The organism is Micromonospora sp. NPDC023814, from assembly GCF_040639595.1.
Classification (GTDB): domain Bacteria; phylum Actinomycetota; class Actinomycetes; order Mycobacteriales; family Micromonosporaceae; genus Micromonospora.
The window spans coordinates 1-17,649 of sequence record NZ_JBFAAF010000052.1 but is presented as its reverse complement, the minus strand read 5'-3'; the positions used below and the strand labels follow the sequence as shown (position 1 = coordinate 17,649).

General features: G+C 70.7%; 10 protein-coding genes and 2 pseudogenes. 7 read left to right on the top strand and 5 right to left on the bottom strand.

What is annotated here, in order from left to right; translation table 11 throughout:
* Positions 1–72: 72 nt before the first annotated feature.
* Positions 73–600 (bottom strand): hypothetical protein, encoded by a 528-nt coding sequence (locus AB0G14_RS24535; protein ID WP_357701093.1) that lies wholly within the window; start codon positions 598–600, stop codon positions 73–75.
* A gap of 57 nt (positions 601–657) precedes the next feature.
* Between AB0G14_RS24535 and AB0G14_RS24530 the strand changes: the two genes are divergently transcribed.
* Together AB0G14_RS24530 and AB0G14_RS24525 are read left to right on the top strand one after the other, a co-directional pair.
* A complete protein-coding gene (locus tag AB0G14_RS24530; RefSeq protein ID WP_357701091.1) occupies positions 658–951 on the top strand; it encodes an acyl carrier protein in 294 nt (97 codons plus the stop codon).
* 111 nt (positions 952–1,062) lie between these two features.
* The gene (locus AB0G14_RS24525) at positions 1,063–2,874 is read left to right on the top strand and encodes a hypothetical protein (protein WP_357701089.1); all 1,812 of its coding nucleotides are present in this window, start codon (positions 1,063–1,065) and stop codon (positions 2,872–2,874) included.
* A gap of 796 nt (positions 2,875–3,670) precedes the next feature.
* On the opposite strand, the gene AB0G14_RS24520 is transcribed toward AB0G14_RS24525, so the two are convergent.
* Entirely contained in the window at positions 3,671–4,045 is a 375-nt protein-coding gene (locus tag AB0G14_RS24520; protein WP_357701087.1) for a hypothetical protein, read from the bottom strand.
* On the opposite strand from AB0G14_RS24520, the gene AB0G14_RS24515 reads away from it, so the two are divergent.
* The 4 genes from AB0G14_RS24515 to AB0G14_RS24500 all read left to right on the top strand — a co-directional run bounded on the left by AB0G14_RS24515 (position 4,032) and on the right by AB0G14_RS24500 (position 14,563).
* Positions 4,032–4,997: a class I SAM-dependent methyltransferase gene (locus AB0G14_RS24515; protein ID WP_357701085.1), complete on the top strand. Its 966-nt coding sequence runs from the start codon at positions 4,032–4,034 to the stop codon at positions 4,995–4,997. The two genes, AB0G14_RS24520 and AB0G14_RS24515, sit on opposite strands and share 14 nt — an antisense overlap.
* A gap of 78 nt (positions 4,998–5,075) precedes the next feature.
* Entirely contained in the window at positions 5,076–12,437 is a 7,362-nt protein-coding gene (locus AB0G14_RS24510) for an amino acid adenylation domain-containing protein (RefSeq protein ID WP_357701083.1), read from the top strand.
* Positions 12,434–14,146 (top strand): MFS transporter, encoded by a 1,713-nt coding sequence (locus AB0G14_RS24505; protein WP_357701081.1) that lies wholly within the window; start codon positions 12,434–12,436, stop codon positions 14,144–14,146. The genes AB0G14_RS24510 and AB0G14_RS24505 overlap by 4 nt, the downstream gene beginning before the upstream one ends.
* A 129-nt stretch (positions 14,147–14,275) precedes the next feature.
* Positions 14,276–14,563 (top strand): hypothetical protein, encoded by a 288-nt coding sequence (locus AB0G14_RS24500; protein WP_357701079.1) that lies wholly within the window; start codon positions 14,276–14,278, stop codon positions 14,561–14,563.
* A gap of 22 nt (positions 14,564–14,585) precedes the next feature.
* Here AB0G14_RS24500 and AB0G14_RS24495 read toward each other — a convergent pair whose 3' ends face one another.
* The gene (locus tag AB0G14_RS24495) at positions 14,586–15,044 is read right to left on the bottom strand and encodes a hypothetical protein (protein ID WP_357701077.1); all 459 of its coding nucleotides are present in this window, start codon (positions 15,042–15,044) and stop codon (positions 14,586–14,588) included.
* Positions 15,045–16,009: 965 nt separating this feature from the next.
* On the opposite strand from AB0G14_RS24495, the gene AB0G14_RS24490 reads away from it, so the two are divergent.
* The gene (locus AB0G14_RS24490; protein ID WP_357701075.1) at positions 16,010–17,116 is read left to right on the top strand and encodes a winged helix-turn-helix domain-containing protein; all 1,107 of its coding nucleotides are present in this window, start codon (positions 16,010–16,012) and stop codon (positions 17,114–17,116) included.
* A gap of 29 nt (positions 17,117–17,145) precedes the next feature.
* Here the strand turns inward: AB0G14_RS24490 and AB0G14_RS24485 are convergent.
* Positions 17,146–17,316 (bottom strand): annotated as a pseudogene (locus AB0G14_RS24485) (transposase); the annotation flags it as partial.
* Positions 17,317–17,383: 67 nt separating this feature from the next.
* A pseudogene (locus tag AB0G14_RS24480) lies at positions 17,384–17,649 on the bottom strand (IS630 family transposase); the annotation flags it as partial.

Genomic DNA, 17,649 nt, shown 5'->3' with positions numbered 1-17,649 from the left:
TGCCTCGTCCGTGGCCGTCGGCGTTGCCGGAGGGCTGGAGGTCCTCAGCCGCGACTGTCAGGCTGTGGTCAGTCAACGAGTGGCCGCGCTGCGCGCCGGGTCGCCGAAGGCCGCCTCGACCAGCAGCGCCTCGACGCCGCGCAGCAACCCCTCGGCCCGCCGGGGCGGGAGGTACCGGGTGTCGGCGGTGACGATCAGCTCGACCGCGTCGGGCGCGTCGCGCACCTGGAGGCGGCAGCGCCAGGGGAACTGCGCCAGGTCCGGCAGCCACCGGACGGTGCTTCGGGTCAGCATGGCCCGCACGTCGGCCTCGTCCGGGCCGGCCGTCGAGGGCCGGGCGGGGCGCGACAGGCGGGCGTCGTTGAGGTAGCAGAACGGGGCCAGGAAGGTCCGGTGGTCGTGGCCCAGCTCGGTGACCGCCTGCTCCCACGCCGCGGGGTCGTAGTAGGCGTGCCGGTAGGCGTCCAGGGTCGAGCGTCGCGTACGGGACAGCAGCTCGGCGAAGCCGGGCCGGTCGGCCAGGTCCACCCGGCAGAACCCGATCTGGTTCAGGGTGCCGACGGCGCGGTCGTGGTCGGGTTGGAAGCGGTTGTTGGCCATGACGACGATTCCGCAGGCGCCCCGCCCGCTGCCCGCAGTCCGCAAAGGAGTTCTGACATGGGCGGCACCGACCTGCGCGAGCGGATCGCGGAGCTGGTGAGCGAGGCCACGGCCGGGGAGGTCGCGGCGGCAGACGTGCTGGCCGGCGGGTCGATGGTCGCCCTCGGCGTGGACTCCTTCGGCCTGCTGCGACTGGTCGACGCGATCGAGCTGGAGTACGGCGTCGAGGTGGACCTGAACGGTCCCGGCCGCACCCTGGACACCCTCGACGACCTCGTGGCGCTGGTGAGCGCGGCAGGGGCCGGGCGAGCCGCCACCGGATCCGGTGGGGCGGGCGGGCCGCTGAGCTGATCCGCCGCGTCCCTTTCCCACCGTCCGCGACGCGGAACGACTGACGGGTCGCGGGCCGTGGCCCGGTCAGGAGGATCGCGGTAGATGGCGTGGCTGTCCATCATTGGTGCCATGAACTCAGTAGGTGGCCGGCGGGTGAAGAATGCGGGCGGTCGAGCGCACAGTCCTGTCGAGCAGCGACTGATCAAGTCCGTAGCCTGCGGCGAGGTGCTCGACCTGGCCGGTGACGGGCCGGTCGACGAGGCAGCGATGCGGTCCTGGGGCGACGAGCGGACGGTCTCGGCTTCGGTCATCCGTGAGATCGTCCGCGGCCGTCTGGTCAGCGAGCCCGACCCGCACGGCCTGCGGCTACGCGGAGCCCGGATCGCCGGCCAGATCGATCTGGAGAACATCACCGGTGACCTGGCGCTGGAGCTGCGCGACTGTCTACTGCCCAGCGGCGTGAATCTCCGCAACGCCCAACTGTTGGCGGTTGCCTTGACCGGGTGCCGCATCGCGCAAGCGGCAGATTCGGACGACGCACCAGTCGACGCCACGCGCTTTGCCGCGCGGGTGCTCTCACTCGAAGGGAGCACCGTCACCAGCGCCAGCGAGCAGGGCACGGTCCGGCTCCTCGCTGCCCGCCTCGGCACACTGGACTGCAGCGGAGCGCGGCTGCAGAACACCACCGGACCTGCCCTCGACGCCGACGGCCTCCAGGTCGACCAGAGTGTGTTCCTGCGCGGGCTCACCGCCAGCAGCGCCAGCGAGCGAGGCACGATCCGGCTACTCGGCGCCCACCTCGGCGGCCAACTGAACTGCAGCGGAGCGCGGCTGCAGAACACCACCGGACCCGCCCTCAACGCCGACCACCTCCAGGTCGACCAGGACGTGTTCCTGCACGGCGGGTTCACCGCCACCAGCGCCAGCGAGCAGGGCACGGTCCGGCTACTCGGCGCCCACCTCGGCACCTTGCACTGCACCGGGGCACGGCTGAAGAACGCCACCGGGCCCGCCCTCGAAGCCGACCACCTCCAGGTCGACCGGGACGTGGCCCTGGACGGCGGGTTCACCGCCACCAGCGCCAGCGAGCTGGGCACGATCCAGCTGCCCGGTGCCCACATCGGCGGCGTCCTGTACTGCGGCGGGGCACGGCTGGAGAACACCACCGGACCTGCCCTGAACACCGACGGCCTCCGGGTCGACCAGGACGTACTGCTGGACGACGGGTTCACCGCCACCAGCGCAGACGGCCACGCGGTGCTGGTGTTGACCGGTGCGCGGATCGGCGGGACATTCCGCCTCGACACCGACCGAACGACGCACACGGCACCGGACCAGGGACCACTGATCGAGTTGGACGGGCTCACCTACAGCGGGCTGCCGCGGCCAGCGTCACTGCCGCGCTGGCTGACCCTGCTGCGCGAGCACACCCCCGGCTACGCCGCCCAGCCCTACCAGCACCTCGCCGCCGCCTACCGCGCCGCCGGCCACGACCGCGACGCCCGCACCATCCTCATCGCCCAACGCCGCGACCAGATCCAGCGCGCCGGACTGGCCAGGTCCGAACGCGCCTGGGGTCGCCTCACCGGCATCACCCTCGGATACGGCTACCAGCCCTGGCGCGCCCTGCTCCTGCTCCTCGCCACGCTTGCGACCGCAGTCATCCTCAGCGTCACCGGCGGCCACCACGGCGGCCTCGCCCAGAAGCCGGCGAGCACCGGAGAAGTCACAGCCACCGCCTGCACCACCATCGACCAGATCGGCGTCGGCCTCGACCTCGGCGCCCCACTGATCAAGACCGGCGCCCGCGACCGCTGCCAACCCACCGACGCCCCCGCCGGCCAAACCCTCACCATCGCCAGCTGGTTCCTGCAACTGCTCGCCTGGACCTTCGCCACCCTCTTCATCGCCGGCTTCACCAGCGCAGTCCGCAAGACCTGACCCATGTCATGTTGAGCCACCAACGCCAAGGGAACCCGCTCCGATCAAATGCGCGCTCCTGCTGGGTTGCATCGAAGTCGGTAACGCCTTGTTCAGTCCGAGTTGAACCAGAAGTCGGGTCCGGGAACGGTGGTCGGCCGGGGGCCGCGGTTGGCGGCCAGGACCGGGATGAACTGCGGCTGTCGCCGCCATGCCCTGCGGTCATCACGGCAGATTCCTTTCCTGGCCCCTGCGGCGTGCTGGTGAGCGCGGGTGTCGCTGAGGGGCCGCACGTTGCCCGGTGACCATCCAGCGGCAGCGCTGCTCGCGACGTGGCTGCTGATCGGGCAGCAGGCCGCTGAAGTCACGACAGCAGAAATCGACAAGGCCGTTCGTAAGACCTACGCCCGCACCAACCGACCCGCACCCGAGGTGCGGATCGTCCGCATCCGCGCCAACAACAGCACCACACCGACCAGCACTCGATTGGCACCAGGCGACTCGGGACGCTCCCGAACCAACCGGTTCTGGGTGTCCGGCCACTGGCGCAACCGCCACATGGGCCAGGCAGAGCGCTGCGCCGCCCCGTTTACATCAACCCGTTCCTCAGAGGCCCCGACGACGCGCCGATCAAGCTCAGCACAACCGTGCGCATGCTCAGCAGTCGCAAACCCATGCCGGAAGATCATGAGTAGATGCCGTTGACCAGGTGGGGCAGGGACAGATGTCCCTGCCCCACCGACTTCAACGAGAGTTGTTGGAGTCACGGTCCGAACCGGCGCTCATACACGGCACGGTGTTCCCGGGCCCTTTGTAGTCATGGATAAGCGACACTCTTCCTCGCCGCACGCCCAGGCTCGGGGCTCTGGCGCTTCTTCAGCTCCTTGACCTGCGCCCGGACGAAGTCAGCGAGGATCGCACCCAGGGCGATACGGCCGGGGTCGACGTCGGCGAAGTCCGACTGCCGAGTGGCCATCGTCGATGCGGTCCCGGACGCGACTATTCGGGTGAGGGCGAAAGGAATTGCTGACCGCCGGAACGAGAGCGAATCCTGGTCGTACGGGGGCAGCCAGCGGCGAGTTGGCCGGCCAAGCCATGCCCGGTCCAGGCCGGCATGTGCCTCGTGATCGGTTCGCTTTAACGAAAGGGAGTGTGCCCAGGTGGCGAGCATCGTCGACATGTCCTTCAGCACCGACCTGCACATGCGCCTTCTGCTGAGCCTCGACCGGGGGCACAACCTGCAGCGCGCGGTCGCCGAAGCGGTGCGGCCGGGTAGCCGTGTGCTCGACGCCGGCACTGGGTCGGGAATCCTTTCGTTCATGGCGCTGCGGGCCGGCGCGTCCCACGTCGTCGCGGTGGACCGCCAGCATGTCGACGTGGCCCGGGCGCTCGCCGAACACAACGGCCTGGTGGACCGGATAACATTCGCCGAGACCGATCTGATGGACCTCGACATCCCCGGGGTCGACGTCACGAAAACCTTCGACGTCCTACTCTCCTTCATCTACACCAACCATCCGCTGGTGGACGAGGCCCGCTCACGCATGGTCTTCGCCCTCCGCGACCGGTACGGAGCCCCGGACTGCGCGGTCGTTCCGGGCGTGATTCGTTACCAGGTGACCGGCTGCGAGCGCCGGGACTGGGACCTGCATACCGAAAGCACCGACCTGCGGTACGCCGTCGACCTACTCAACGGCTGCTACGGCCTGGACTTCGCCCCGCTGGTCGAACTGACCCGGCGAGAGTTGGCGATCAAGCGCAGCCGGCCGATCGATCCCACCTCCCGGGATTGGCGTCCGCCCACCCGGATGGCGTGCATCCGGTTCGACCGTGAGGACGTCCGGCTGCTCTCCGAACCGCAGCCGTTCGTCGAGGTTGATTACACCGCGGATGCGTTCACCCCGTTCCCGACCGAGCTGACGCTGCAGGCGGTGAGCCCGGGACGGCTCAGCGGCGTGATCTGGACCCAGGAACTGGCACACGCCGGGCGGCCGCTGTGGACCACCGAGACGTTCAGCCCGCTAGGCGAGCAGGTGCAGGTCAACGTGGGTGACACCGTGCTGCTGGAAGCCGGCGAGCAGTGGCGCGCGACGAACATCCTCGGGGTCCGCGAGGTCAAGCCGGCCACGTCCTTTGGCCGCTGAACCGACCGGTACGCCGTAACGGTCGGCGTGGTGCGTTGGAAACGATGAGCCAGCTCGGGCCGCCCTGGGGGAGTTGTGATGGAGAGTCGGAAACCCGTCGAACGACGGGAATTGTTGCCGGCCGGGCTGGTGGACGCGCTCAACGGGTTGAGCCGGCACACCGCCTGCCCGCCGTATTGCGCGGTGGGCGCCGGAGTGGCCGTGCTGCACCGTCGCACGGAGGGCGGCCGCCGGGTCGGAGTCGTGCTGACCCGGGCAGGACGTCGGCACACCCACGTCTACGACCTGGCCGCAGCCTCGTCGATGCGGGGGCTGCTCGGCAGCCGGCTCGCCGATGGTCGGGACCCGGCCGACATCGCGTCCGCCGGCGGTAAGGGTGCGGCCGACGACGGGCCCGCCGACGGTCGGGACCCGGTCGACACCTGGCTGCGGGTGGACCTGACCGACGAGCGGGACGACCTGGGCGTCACGGTCCGCACCGACGACGCCGGAGCTGATCCGGCCGGCTGTCAGGCACCGTGGACGCTGCCGGCGCTGTCCGCGCTGCTGCGCGACGCGGTGCGGCGGCCGGACGCGCCGAACGGCACCCTGTCGCTGCTCGACGACGGGACCAGACAACGGGTCCTGGAGGACTGGAACGCCACGGGTCGACCGTACCCGGCTGACCGGACGATCTGTCAGCTCTTCGCCGAGCAGGCACGGTCGACTCCGCTGTCGGTGGCGGTGGTTGACGGGGACGTCGTCGTCACGTACCGGGAATTGGAGGCGCGGGCCAACCGGATCGCCAACTTGCTCGTCCGGTTTGGCGTGCGACCCGGCTCGGTGGTGGGGCTGTACCTGCCCCGCTCGGCCGGACTGGTCGCGGCGCTGCTCGCGGTGCTCCGCGCCGGCGGCGCCTACCTTCCGCTGGACCCCGGCTATCCGCCCGCCCGGCTCCGCCACATGCTCCGGGACAGCGCGGCCGCGCTGGTCGTGTCCGACCGGGCCGGGGCCACCTCGCTCGGACACGACGGCCGGGTGCTGCTCCTCGACAGCGATCTGGCCACCCTGGTCGCCGCGGAGCCGGCCGACCCGCCGGCGGACCGGGCCCGGCCCGCCGACCTCGCGTACCTCAGCTACACCTCCGGGTCGACCGGCGCTGCAAAGGGTGTGGAGGTCGAGCACCGGTCGGTGGTCAACTTCCTCCTCGGCATGGGTGAACTGCTCGGCCTGGACCCGTCCGACGGGATCCTCTGGCTCACCTCGTTGTCGTTCGACATCTCGGTGCTGGAGGTGCTGGGTCCGCTGACACACGGCGGGCGGGTGATCGTGGCCGGCGCGGAGCAGACCCGGGACGGCGCGTTGCTGGCCCGGCTGATCCACCGCGCCGGCCCGACCGTCGTGCAGGCTACCCCGTCGACCTGGCGGGTGCTGCTCGACGCGGTCACGACGCGGCTCCCGGTGACCGCGCTCTGCGGTGGCGAGCCGATGTCACCGGCGCTCGCCCGGCGTCTGATCGCTGGAACCCGCGCGGTGTGGAACATGTACGGCCCGACCGAGACGACCGTGTGGTCGACTGCAGCCCGCATCGACGAGCGGAACTGTGCCCGGCCACCGGTCGGCCGGCCGGTGGCGAACACCAGGGCGTACGTGTTGGACGCCGAGATGCAGCCGGTGCCGGTCGGCTGCGTGGGAGAGCTGTGGCTCGGCGGTGCCGGAGTGGCCCGGGGCTATCGGCGCCAGACCGGGTTGACCGCCGAGCGGTTCGTCGCTGACCCGTTCCGACCAGGTCAGCGGCTCTACCGCACCGGAGACCTGGCACGCCTCGACGACGACGGGCAGATCGAACTGCTCGGCCGCCGGGACCAGCAGGTGAAGGTGGCCGGCCACCGGGTGGAACTGCACGAGGTCGAACTGGCGCTGACCCGGCTGCCCATGATCGGCCAGGCGGTCGTCAAGGCGGTCGAGTCGTTTGACGGCGGTCAGGAGCTTCATGCCTTCGTACAACTGACCCGCCCGGTGTCCGGCCCGGCGGAACTGCGTGCTCACCTCGCCGCGGAACTCCCGTCGGCCATGCTGCCGGCCCGTATCGTCCTCCGGGACGCGTTCCCCCTGCTGCCGAACGGCAAGATCGACCGCGGTGCGCTGGACGGAGAGGCGGCTCCCGCAGTCCCGGCCGCGCCGGTCAGCCTGGCAGGTGGCGGGTCTGCGCTGGAGCGGGCGGTGGCCGAGCTGTGGCGTGAGGTCCTGCCCGGTCGCCCCGCCGTCGCCCGCGACGACAATTTCTTCGCCCTGGGCGGCACGTCGCTGCGCGCCGCCGCGTTGATCAACCGGCTGACGCAGACGCACGCCGAGGTCTTCTACGTGACCGCGCTGTTCAAGGCGCCGACGGTGGCCGGGTTCGCCGACTACCTGCGGCGGGAGTATCCCCGGGTGGCGGCGGGCCTGGTCGGGCCGGAGCCAGCCGTCGGGCTGGAGCCCGCCGTCGGGCCGGAGCCCACTCCCGTACCGCAGGCCACCGCTGTGCCGGACACCGCCGCCGACACCTCCGAGGCGGACCTGCCGGTCAGCAGCGCGCAGGTGGCCCGGTTTCGCCGCCTGGTCACCGGTCCCGCCCCGGGTGCGTCCCGGCCGGTAGACCTATCAGGTCCGGCACCGGTGTTCCTGCTGTCGGCACCCCGGTCCGGTTCGACGCTGCTGCGGGTGATGCTCGCAGGTAACCCGGACCTCTTCGTCCCTCCGGAACTGGAACTGCTCGGCTTCGACAGCATGGCCGAGCGGACCCGGGCACTGGAGGGTCCGCACAGCTACGCCCGGGACGGGCTCGCCCGGGCGGTGCGGGAACTGCTCGGTGGCGATCCGCGGGAGGCACACGATTTCATCGAGCGCCAGCGAGACCTGACGATCGGCGGTTTGTACCAGCTGATCACGCGGCTGCTCGGGCATCGGCGCCTCGTTGACAAGACCAGCACCTACGCCATGGACCTGTCGGCGCTGCGCCGGGCCGGGCGGCTGTTTCCCGAAGCCCGCTACCTGCACCTGATACGCCACCCGGCCGCGATGATCGCCTCCTACCAGGAGGTGAAGCTGGACCAGGTGTTCCGGCATCCGCACGACTTCACCCCGCGCCAACTCGCCGAGCTGATCTGGCTGGTCAGTAACCTCAACGTGGCGGAGTTTTTCGAGTCGGTGCCCGCCGGGCGGCAGCTGCGCGTGCGGTTCGAGGACCTGCTCGACGATCCGGCCGAGGTGCTGCGCGACGTCGCGCGGTTCGTCGGGGTGCCGTTCCATCAGGCCATGCTCGACCCGTACGCCGACCAGGCGACCCGGATGATCGACGGGCTCTACCCGGAATCCCGGATGGCCGGTGACGTGAAGTTCTCCGGCTTCCGCCAGATCGAAAAGGAGATCGCCGAGGCTTGGCGTGGCCGCTTCGAACTCGGCTCACTCTCGTCGTTGACCCTGGCCCTCGGCCGCGGCTACGGCTATCCAGAGCTGGGAACGGACCGGCAGACCGTGCGCCGGGCGCCGCTCGCCGTCCACCAGCGCAACGTCTACCTGCACCAGCAGGTCGCCGACGAGCCGGCGCTCTACAACATCTGCCGGGCCTGGCGGCTACGCGGTCCGGTCGACCCGCTCGCCGTCCGCGCGGCCGGTCAGTACCTGCTCGACCGGCACGAGGCGCTGCGCACGGTGCTGCGCTCCGGGCCGGATGGGGCGTACCAGTCGGTGGAGACGGCGACCGACGTGGCATTCGATCGACTCACCTGGGCCGACCGCCCGGACGAGTCCGAGGTGGCTGAGTCGCTCGCCAACTTCGCCGCCACCGGCCTGTCCCTGACGGACGGACCACTGTTCCGGATGGCACTGGCCACCGTCACTGCCGAGGAGCACGTACTGGCCTTCTGCGTGCACCACTCGGTGGCGGACGGGTCCTCGATGTCGGTCCTGCTGCGCGACTTCTCCACGGCGTACGCGGCGGTACTGCGCGGTTGTCGCCCTGAGCTGCCGGCGCCGATGCAGTACATCGAGGCGGGGCAGCGAACGGCCACCCCGCAGGAGCGCGAACGCGCGTTGCGGCACTGGAACGAACGGCTCGCCGGGGCGCCGGACCTGCTCGCCCTGCCCACCGACCGGGCACGGCCAGCCAGCAAGCGGTACCGGGGAGCGCGGGTGCCGCTGGTGCTGCCCGGGCAGCTGTGGCAACGGCTGACCCGGCTCGCCCGGGACGAGGATGCCACCACGTTCATCGTCGCGCTCACCGTCTTCAAGGCGCTGCTGGCCCACTACACCCCCGACGAGCAGGAACCGTTGGTGGTGGGAACCGCCTTCGTGAACCGCCCCACGGACGCCGCCGAGACTGTCGGCATGTTCACCAACACCCTTCCGCTGGCCACCCTGGTACGCGACGACCCGACGTTCCGTACTCTACTCGCCCGGGTGCGCCAGACCTGCCTGGACGCCTACGAGCACCCGGCGGTGCCGTTCGAGCAACTGGTCCAGCACCTGGACCGGGGGAGGGAAGTCAGCTTCTCCCCGCTGGTACAGGTGCTGTTCACCTTCGAACCGCCGCTCGCCCAGCAGCTGCGCCTCGACGGCGTTGACGTCGCCGACGTCGAGGTTCCGTGGCGTACCTCGAAGTTCGACCTCACGCTGAGCCTCGCCCCCGGTGACCGGGACGTGCGCGGCTATGTCGAGTTCGACCTGGATCTCTTCGACGTCGGGCAGGTCCGCCGGATGGCCGAACACTATCTGCGCCTGGCGGCCGCAGTCGTCGACGATCCCGACCAGCCGGTCAGCGGCTACGAGTTCCTCACCGACTGGGAGGTCGGTGCGGTGCTGCGGGACTGGAACGACACCCACCGCGAGCAGCCGTCCGGGCCGCCGGTCGAACAGCGGATCCGGGACCACGCGCTGCGGCAGCCGGACGCGCCTGCCGTGGAGGGCGACGGGTGGCGACTGAGCTACGCCGAACTGGTCCGCCACGCCGACGGGGTGGCCCGGCGGCTGGCGGCGGCGGGGACCGGTGCCGGCAGCGTGGTGGCGGTCGTCGGCGACCGCGACCCCAACTTCGTGGTGGCCTGTCTGGGCGTACTGTTCTGCGGGGCGGCCTACCTGCCCGTCGACCCGGACCTGCCGCCGCAGCGCGTCGAGTTCATGCTGCGTGACTCCGGTGCCCAGATAGTGCTCGTCGGGCCGGGACGCACCCTCGCGGTGCCCGACGGGACCCGGCTGCTCTGCGTCGGGGCGGCGCCCGCCGGGGAGGCCAGCCCGGTGCCCACCCCGACTGGCCCGCAAGACGCGGATACCCCGGACCGGTCGGACACCGCCCTCAGGGCGGAGAACGACCTCGCGTACGTCATCTACACCTCCGGCTCCACCGGGCACCCCAAGGGGGTGATGATCGAACGGCGCAGCCTGACCAACTTCGTCGACTGGTACGTGCAGCGGTTCGGACTGACCTCCCGGGACCGGTGCGGGCAGACCGCCAACGTCGGCTTCGACGTGTGCGCGATGGACGTCTGGCCGACCCTCGCGGCCGGCGCGACCCTGGTGATCGCACCCGGTACGGCGCTGACCGATCCGGCCGGGATGTGGCAGTGGCAGCGCGACTCTGCGACGACGGTCAGCTTCCTGGTCACTCCGCTGTTCGAGGCGATGCTCAACGAGGAGATGCCGGCGGGGCTGGCGCTGCGTACGGTGGTGGTGGCCGGCGACCGGCTGCACGCGCACCCGGCCCTGGCCGGGCTGCCGTTCGAGGTGGTCAACGGCTACGGGCCGACGGAGAACACCATCCTGTCCACGATCGAGGTGGTGTTGCCAGAACACGCGTCGACCCGGCCACCGATCGGCCGGCCGATCGCCAACACCACCGCCTACGTGCTCGACCAGCGACGCCGGCCGGTGCCGGTGGGCGTCGCCGGGGAACTTTACCTGGGCGGCGCGCAGGTCGCCCGGGGTTATCTCAACCGTCCGGAGCTGACCCGGGAACGATTTTTGCCGGACCCGTTCCGGTCCGGCGGGTGGATGTTCCGCACCGGCGACCGGGTCCGGCACCGGGCCGACGGGTCCATCGAGTTCATCGGCCGGATCGACCACCAGGTCAAGATCCGCGGGTTCCGGATCGAACTCGGTGAGATCGAAGCGGCCCTGGAGCAGGTGCCCATGGTCAAGGACGCGGTCGTGCTCGCCGTCGGCGAGGGGCACCAGTGCCGGCTGCGCGCCTTCTATCTCGCCGACGACGAGATCGGCGCGCCGCTGTTCCGCGACGAACTGCGCCGGACCCTGCCCTCCTACATGATTCCGGCCGACTTCGTCCGGGTCGACACCGTGCCGGTAACCGCCAACGGCAAGGTGGACCGGCGGGCGCTGGCCGCCCTGCCGGTGGGCGCGACCACCGACGCCGAGCCGGTGACCCCGGCGAGCGAGGTCGAGACCAGGCTGCTGGTGCTCTGGCGACGTGTCCTCGGCGACGAGCGGATCCAGGTGACCGACTCGTTCTTCGACGCCGGCGGGCATTCGTTGAGCGCGATGCGTCTGGTGTCGCTGTTGTGCGCCGAAACCGGCCGGGACGTCAGCCTGGGCACCCTGTTCAACGCGCCGAGCGTCCGTGAACTGGTCCGCCACCTCGACGGGCAACCGTCCCGGGAGGCCACCGGTGGGCTGGTACCCATCCAGCCGGCCGGGTCGCTCAGCCCACTGGTCTGCGTACCAGCCTCGGACGGCAGCCTGCTGCCTTACCAGCGGCTGCGTGACGTCTGCGCCCCCAAGCAGCCGGTCTGGGGCCTGCGCGTCACCGGCTCGCCCGACCGGGACACCGATGTCGAGACGCTGGCCGACCGATACGCCGAACTACTCACCGCCTCTCCGCTGGCCCACCCGCTACGGCTGCTCGGCTGGTCGTTCGGTGGCCTTCTTGCGTTCGCCACGGCCGGACGCCTGGCGGCGACGGGCCGGCCGCCGGCCGGGGTGGTGCTGCTCGACGCGGAGGTGCTGACCGGGCCGGTCGACGGTGACGGGGACCTGCTGCTGCGCGAGTTCCACTGGCAGTTGCGCCGCCGCTCGGGACGCCATCCGGAGGTGGGCCGCAACACCCGACCGGAAAGCCGGATCACATGGTCGGACGTGGTCGACGAGGCCACCCGGCAGGGACTGCTGGACGACGGGGACGGTGAACGGACCCTGCGGGAGGCGTTCGACACCTTCAGCGTCTACCTGGCGATGGGGCGCCGGCACACCCCGCAGCCGATCACCGTGCCCGTGACGCTCTACGTGGTTGCCGACCGCGCGCCCGAACGGCGGGACCGGCAGGTGGCCCGGTGGCGCGAACTGACCGGCGGGCGACTGACCGTACGGGAGCTTCCGGGGGACCACATGGACGCGGTCGGCGACCACGCCCTGCGTACCGTGATCGCGGATCTCGCCGCAGATGTGGTGGCCCGGCCGGGTCAGGAGGCATGACTGTGCCGTCCGCCGCCACCGTGCCTGTCGGCGCCATGGAGCCCGCCGGGCCGGCCCGCGTCCGGCGCTGGCTCGGGCTGGCCGCCCTGCTGACCGGCATGTTCGTCGTCCAGGTGGACTTCTTCATCGTCAACGTGGCGCTCCCGCCGATCCAGCAGGACCTGCACGCAACGCTGTCGGAGATCCAACTGGTGGCGGTCAGCTACGCCGGCGCGGTCGGGCTCACCGTGGTGACCGGCGGCCGGCTCGGCGACGTATACGGCCGCCGGCGGATCTTCCTGGTCGGCATGGCCGGTATCGCGCTCGCCTCCCTGCTCGGTGGCCTAGCGTGGAGCGCCCCGATGCTGGTCGTGGCCCGGATCCTGCAGGGCTTCGCCGCCGGGTTGGTGCTGCCGCAGGGGATCGGGTCGGTGCACGCGATGTTCTCCGGGCGGGACCGGGAACGGGCGTTCGCGGTCTTCGGGGCGGCGATGGGGCTCTCCTGGGCCAGCGGCATGGTCTTCGGCGGGCTGCTGATCGAGGCGGACATTGCCGGCTCGGGTTGGCGGTCAATCTTCCTGGTCAACGTCCCGCTGGCCCTGCTCGCCTGGCTGGGTACCGCCCGCTGGTTCGACGAGACGAAACGATCCTCCACCACCCGGCTGGACACCGCCGGCGCGCTCGCGCTGACCGTCGTCACGGCGCTGGTCCTGGTGCCGCTGATCCAGGGCCCACCGGCGGGTTGGCCGATGTGGACGCTTCTCTGCCTGTTTTTCGCCGCCGTCGGCGCGGTAGTGCTGATCCGGGTCGAGCGGCGTACCGCGCGGGCCGGTGGCGCCCCGCTGCTGCCGCCGCATCTGTTCCGGGACCGCCAGTTCGACATCGGCCTGTTGGTGATCGGGATCTTCTTCCTCGGGCCACCGGGATACTTCCTGCTCACCAGCATCTATCTGCAGTCGGTGCTGGACTTCTCGCCGTTCGAGTCGGGCATGTCACTGCTGCCATTCAGCCTGCTCTTCTTCGTCTCCGCCGACGTGGTCAAGCGGCTTAAGGCACGGCTTAACGAGTCCGTGATCATCGTCGGCGTGCTGGTGATGATGGTCGGCACCGTCGTCGTCGGTCTCACCGTGCACATCGCCGGCACCGACCTGACGGTGCTACGGCTCACCCCCGGCGTCGCGCTGCTCGGCTTCGGCCAAGCGCTGGTGACCACCCCGCTCATGGAGATGTTGCTGCGTCACGTGCCGAAGGGCATCGCCGCGACCGCCTCCGGGGTGTTCACCACGGTGCAACTGATCGCCCAGCAGATCGGGGTGGCCCTGGCGGTCATCATCTTCACCGCGTTCGTCACCCACCAGATCGACCGGACCGCGCCGGAGCGGGCCTGGGAGGTACAGACTTCGGTCGTCGACTCCGGAGGTACCGAGGCGCAGGCACAGCGGGCCGTGGCGGACGTGGCCGACTGCGCCGCGCGCGCCGCCGGCGAACTGACCGGGGCGACCGGGCACTCCTGTGCCGGAGCGGACGGCTGGACGGCCCTCGTGGGCGCGGCCGCGGACCGGGCGGTGACGGTGGCCGCTCGGGACGCCTTCGTCCATACCCTCGGCTACAACCTGCTCGTCCAACTGACCACCGCGGCGATCATGGTCCTGCACGTCCGGCGGCTGCGCCGCCGACCGGTGCCACCCGCGGTCGGGTCGCCCGTGTTTCCGGACCAAAAGCAACGCTAAAGATCGGCGGGTTGGTGTCGTCGTTTTCGGTACCACCTCGACGGACTCACCGACCGGGCTCTCGTCCTGTCCCGGATCGAAGCGCGGTTCCTGGCCGCCTCGCTGCGCGCGTACCCCGTCACCCGGCGGTTGGGCCTCGCGGTGCTGCTGGCCGTCAGCGGCCGGAGCCTGCTGCGGTACGACGGCAGCATCCTGGTCATGCTGGCGGACGGCGACGACCACATCGCTGCGGGACGCCGTCTCCTGCGCACGTGGCTGGCCCTCGCCGAGCACGGCCTGGCGGTCCATCCGCTCAGCCAGCTCATCGACTGCCCGGTGACCGCCGCCCGGCTCGCGGAACGGGTGGGTGGCAAGCCGCTCGCCTTGTTCCGGGTCGGTCGGCCCCTCGCCGCGCCGACCCGCTCGGCCCGGCTCTAACAGCCTCGTGCACGGTTGCGGATCATTCGGTATCGATGATAGTTGTCCTGTCATTGTTGGTGCTGCGATCATGATGAATCGTCGAATGACGCGGCTGTCCCGGCTGGTGATCGAGGCTCTGGTTGCGGAGCTGGCGCCGCGCTGGCGGGCGCGTCACCGCGACCGGCTTGCCGCGGGGACGCGTCGCCGCAGTATCGGTGCTTGGCGCGAAACCTGGTTCCTTGGTGGCCGCGCAGTCCGGCAACCTGATCAGGCGCAACCGCGCGGCGTAGTCGCCGCCGAACGCCCCTCGGAACCCTGAGTAGTCCACCCGTACGGTGGCGACGCTGGATGCTGAGGCGGTGTGCGCGATGCGCAGGGAAAGCCCGTGGGTGTGCATCCGCGCGGCGGTCTTCTGATCCAGGACCTCAACCCGTACCGGGCTGTCGGCGCCCACCCCGACCGGGGTCCGGCCGGCCCGGACCAGCGTCGGTGCGGCCACGGAACGACCGGCGCGGTCCCGCCGGCCGGCGGCTCCACCAGCGCCACCCCGGGGAGGGCCAGCGGACGCTCGGCGCCGTCGTAACCACCCAGGGTCCGGTCGGGGGTACGGGGATGGGGCCGTAAGGCCCGGGCGGAAACCACCGTCCCGGTTGGCGCGGTGGGCACAGCCGCGGGCGCGGCGCCGGCTGGTCGGGGCGTGATCGGTGCGATCGCGCTGACCGGCGTGGCCACCACGAGTGCGAGTAGCGGAATGCTCCAGCGGACCAGCCATCCGGGGCGTTGCAGCCGGCCTCGGCGGGGCACCTGTCGCCCCACGCCTCGGCAGACTCCGGAAATCGCTCCTACGCGGCCGCCTCCGTGGGCGCGGTGTGGACCGGTCTCAGCGCCTTCGCGATCACGTCCCAGCGCTCGGCGGTCGATGGTGCCTTCGGGCGCCGGAGCCGTACGGCGGGGTCAGGCCGTTGGAGTAGGGAGCGTGACCGCAGCCGGTGCGGAACCGGCGCGGGTAGCGCCGAATGCCTGCGGAAGAGAGGTCAGCGTGACGTGTCCGATCTCCCGCAGGGCGCTCAGCGGGGAGCGGCTCGTCACCAGAATCAGACAGCCCGCATCGCCGGGCACGAGTTGCCGGACCTGGGCGTCAGTGGCGACGTTGTCCGGCACGAGCAACGCCTGAGCTCCGACCAGGTGGCTCCGTAGCTGTGCGCAGCGTGGCGTACTCCGGGTCGTCCGTGACCGCGGTGTGGATCCCGAAGGATTCCATCAATGCCACGGCAAGCAGCAGCAGGATCCGTTCAGACATCGCCCTAACGCGCGGTGCCGAAGTTCCTGACGCGAAACACAGAAGAGCGGAGGTTACGGCGGGTGTGCGTCGCGGCGCCGACCCGCCCTGTACGACCCGGCGTGACAGTGAGCGCAGCTTCCACGTACGGTCGATGATCGACCGGAGCGCATGTCGGAGGGCTCATGTACCGTGTCCAGTTCACAGCCGAGGACCTGGCCCGGGTCCGGCTGATGCCGAGCTGGGGGCCCCTGGCCGAGACGTATCTGAGCCTGGGGCGGTTGCGGCGCGGCCAGCCGGGTGACGGGTTGCGGGACTGGTCGACACGGGTCGCTCGGTCCTCTTCCGGCCTGGTGCATCCGTGCGCCTCCCTGTTCGACAACAGGTGGCTGGACTTGTTCACCCTCACCGGCCCCGCCGAGTCCATCGAGGAGGGACTGACCTCGCTGCTCGCCGTGCGCCCGGAACACCTGCGCGCCGAGCTGGTCGCTGCGGCGGACACCAGGTGGCGGTCCGGGGACCGTCGTCGCTGGCCTGCCGGGGTGGGTGACCCGGCGGGTAACCGGGCCGACCGGCATCGTCTGGCGACCTTCCTGCACGACTACCACAAGGTCGCGGTGGCGCCGCACTGGTCTCACATCCAGGCTCGGCTCGATACCGAGCACGCCGCCCTCACCCACCTGCTCGCCACCAGTGGTGTAGAGGGTCTACTGGCCGGGCTGGTGCCCTTCGCCCGCTGGCGCTACCCCGTGCTGGAGGTGGGCCATGGTGCATCCACTGCCGACATCCATCTCGGCGGGCGAGGGCTGCTGCTGGTGCCGTCGGCATTCCTCGACCCACGGCCCGTCTTGTGGACCAGCGGGCTGGACGAGCAGGCGCCGTCGATGCTCTTTTTGCCCGCGATGCGCGGACCCCTTGACCTGGCCGCCGTCCTGGCCGAGCCCGCCGGAGCGGACCGGCTGCCCGCGCTGATCGACCTTGTCGGCCGCACCCGGGCCTACGCCCTGCGCAGCATCGGTACCGCGCCTTACACCACCGGAGAGCTCGCCCATCGGTTGGCGATCTCACCTGCGAGCGCCAGCGAGCACGCGACGGTGCTCCGCGGAGCGGGGCTCGTCTTCACCGTCCGTCAGGGTCGAACCGTGCGGCACCACCTCACCGCGTTGGGGGAACAGATGCTCAGCGGAACAGTCGCCGCGCCGTCCCAGGCGACTGCCGTCGCGGAGCGCCTGGCCGTGCATCACGAGGGCCGCCAGCCTCCGCGGACGGGGCCGAGGTCGTTCGTCCGGTAGGGCAGTGGTGCCAGGTCGGCCGGCGCGGCCCCGAGTCGTCCGGCCATCGGCTGCATCGGCTTACGCCGACCGTCCAGCATCAGCCCCCGCAGATACCGCAGACCGGTCGCCCGCTGATCCGACCGCCGCAACCCCGCGAAGATCCCTGCCGCGAAGTCTTCCAACCGCGCCCGCACCCGAACGAGATCCCGCTCATCCACCGCGGCAGCCAAACACCGCCACGACGCTGATACAAGCGACACGCCACAACGACCTAACAAAGCACTACTAGTGTCCTGAGTCGTTGGAAGCTTTATTGATCCGGGTGCAGTAGTTGGCGAGATTATCGAGGATCTGGTCGGCGGTTTTGGTCCAGACAAAGGGTTTGGGGTTGTCGTTCCACGCCGCGATCCAGGCGTTGACGTCGTCTTCGAGGGCTTTGACGCTGCGGTGGGTGGAACGGCGAAGCTTGCGGTTGGTCAGTTCGGCGAACCAGCGTTCGACCAGGTTGAGCCAGCTGCCGGAGGTTGGTGTGAAGTGCAGGTGGAAGCGGG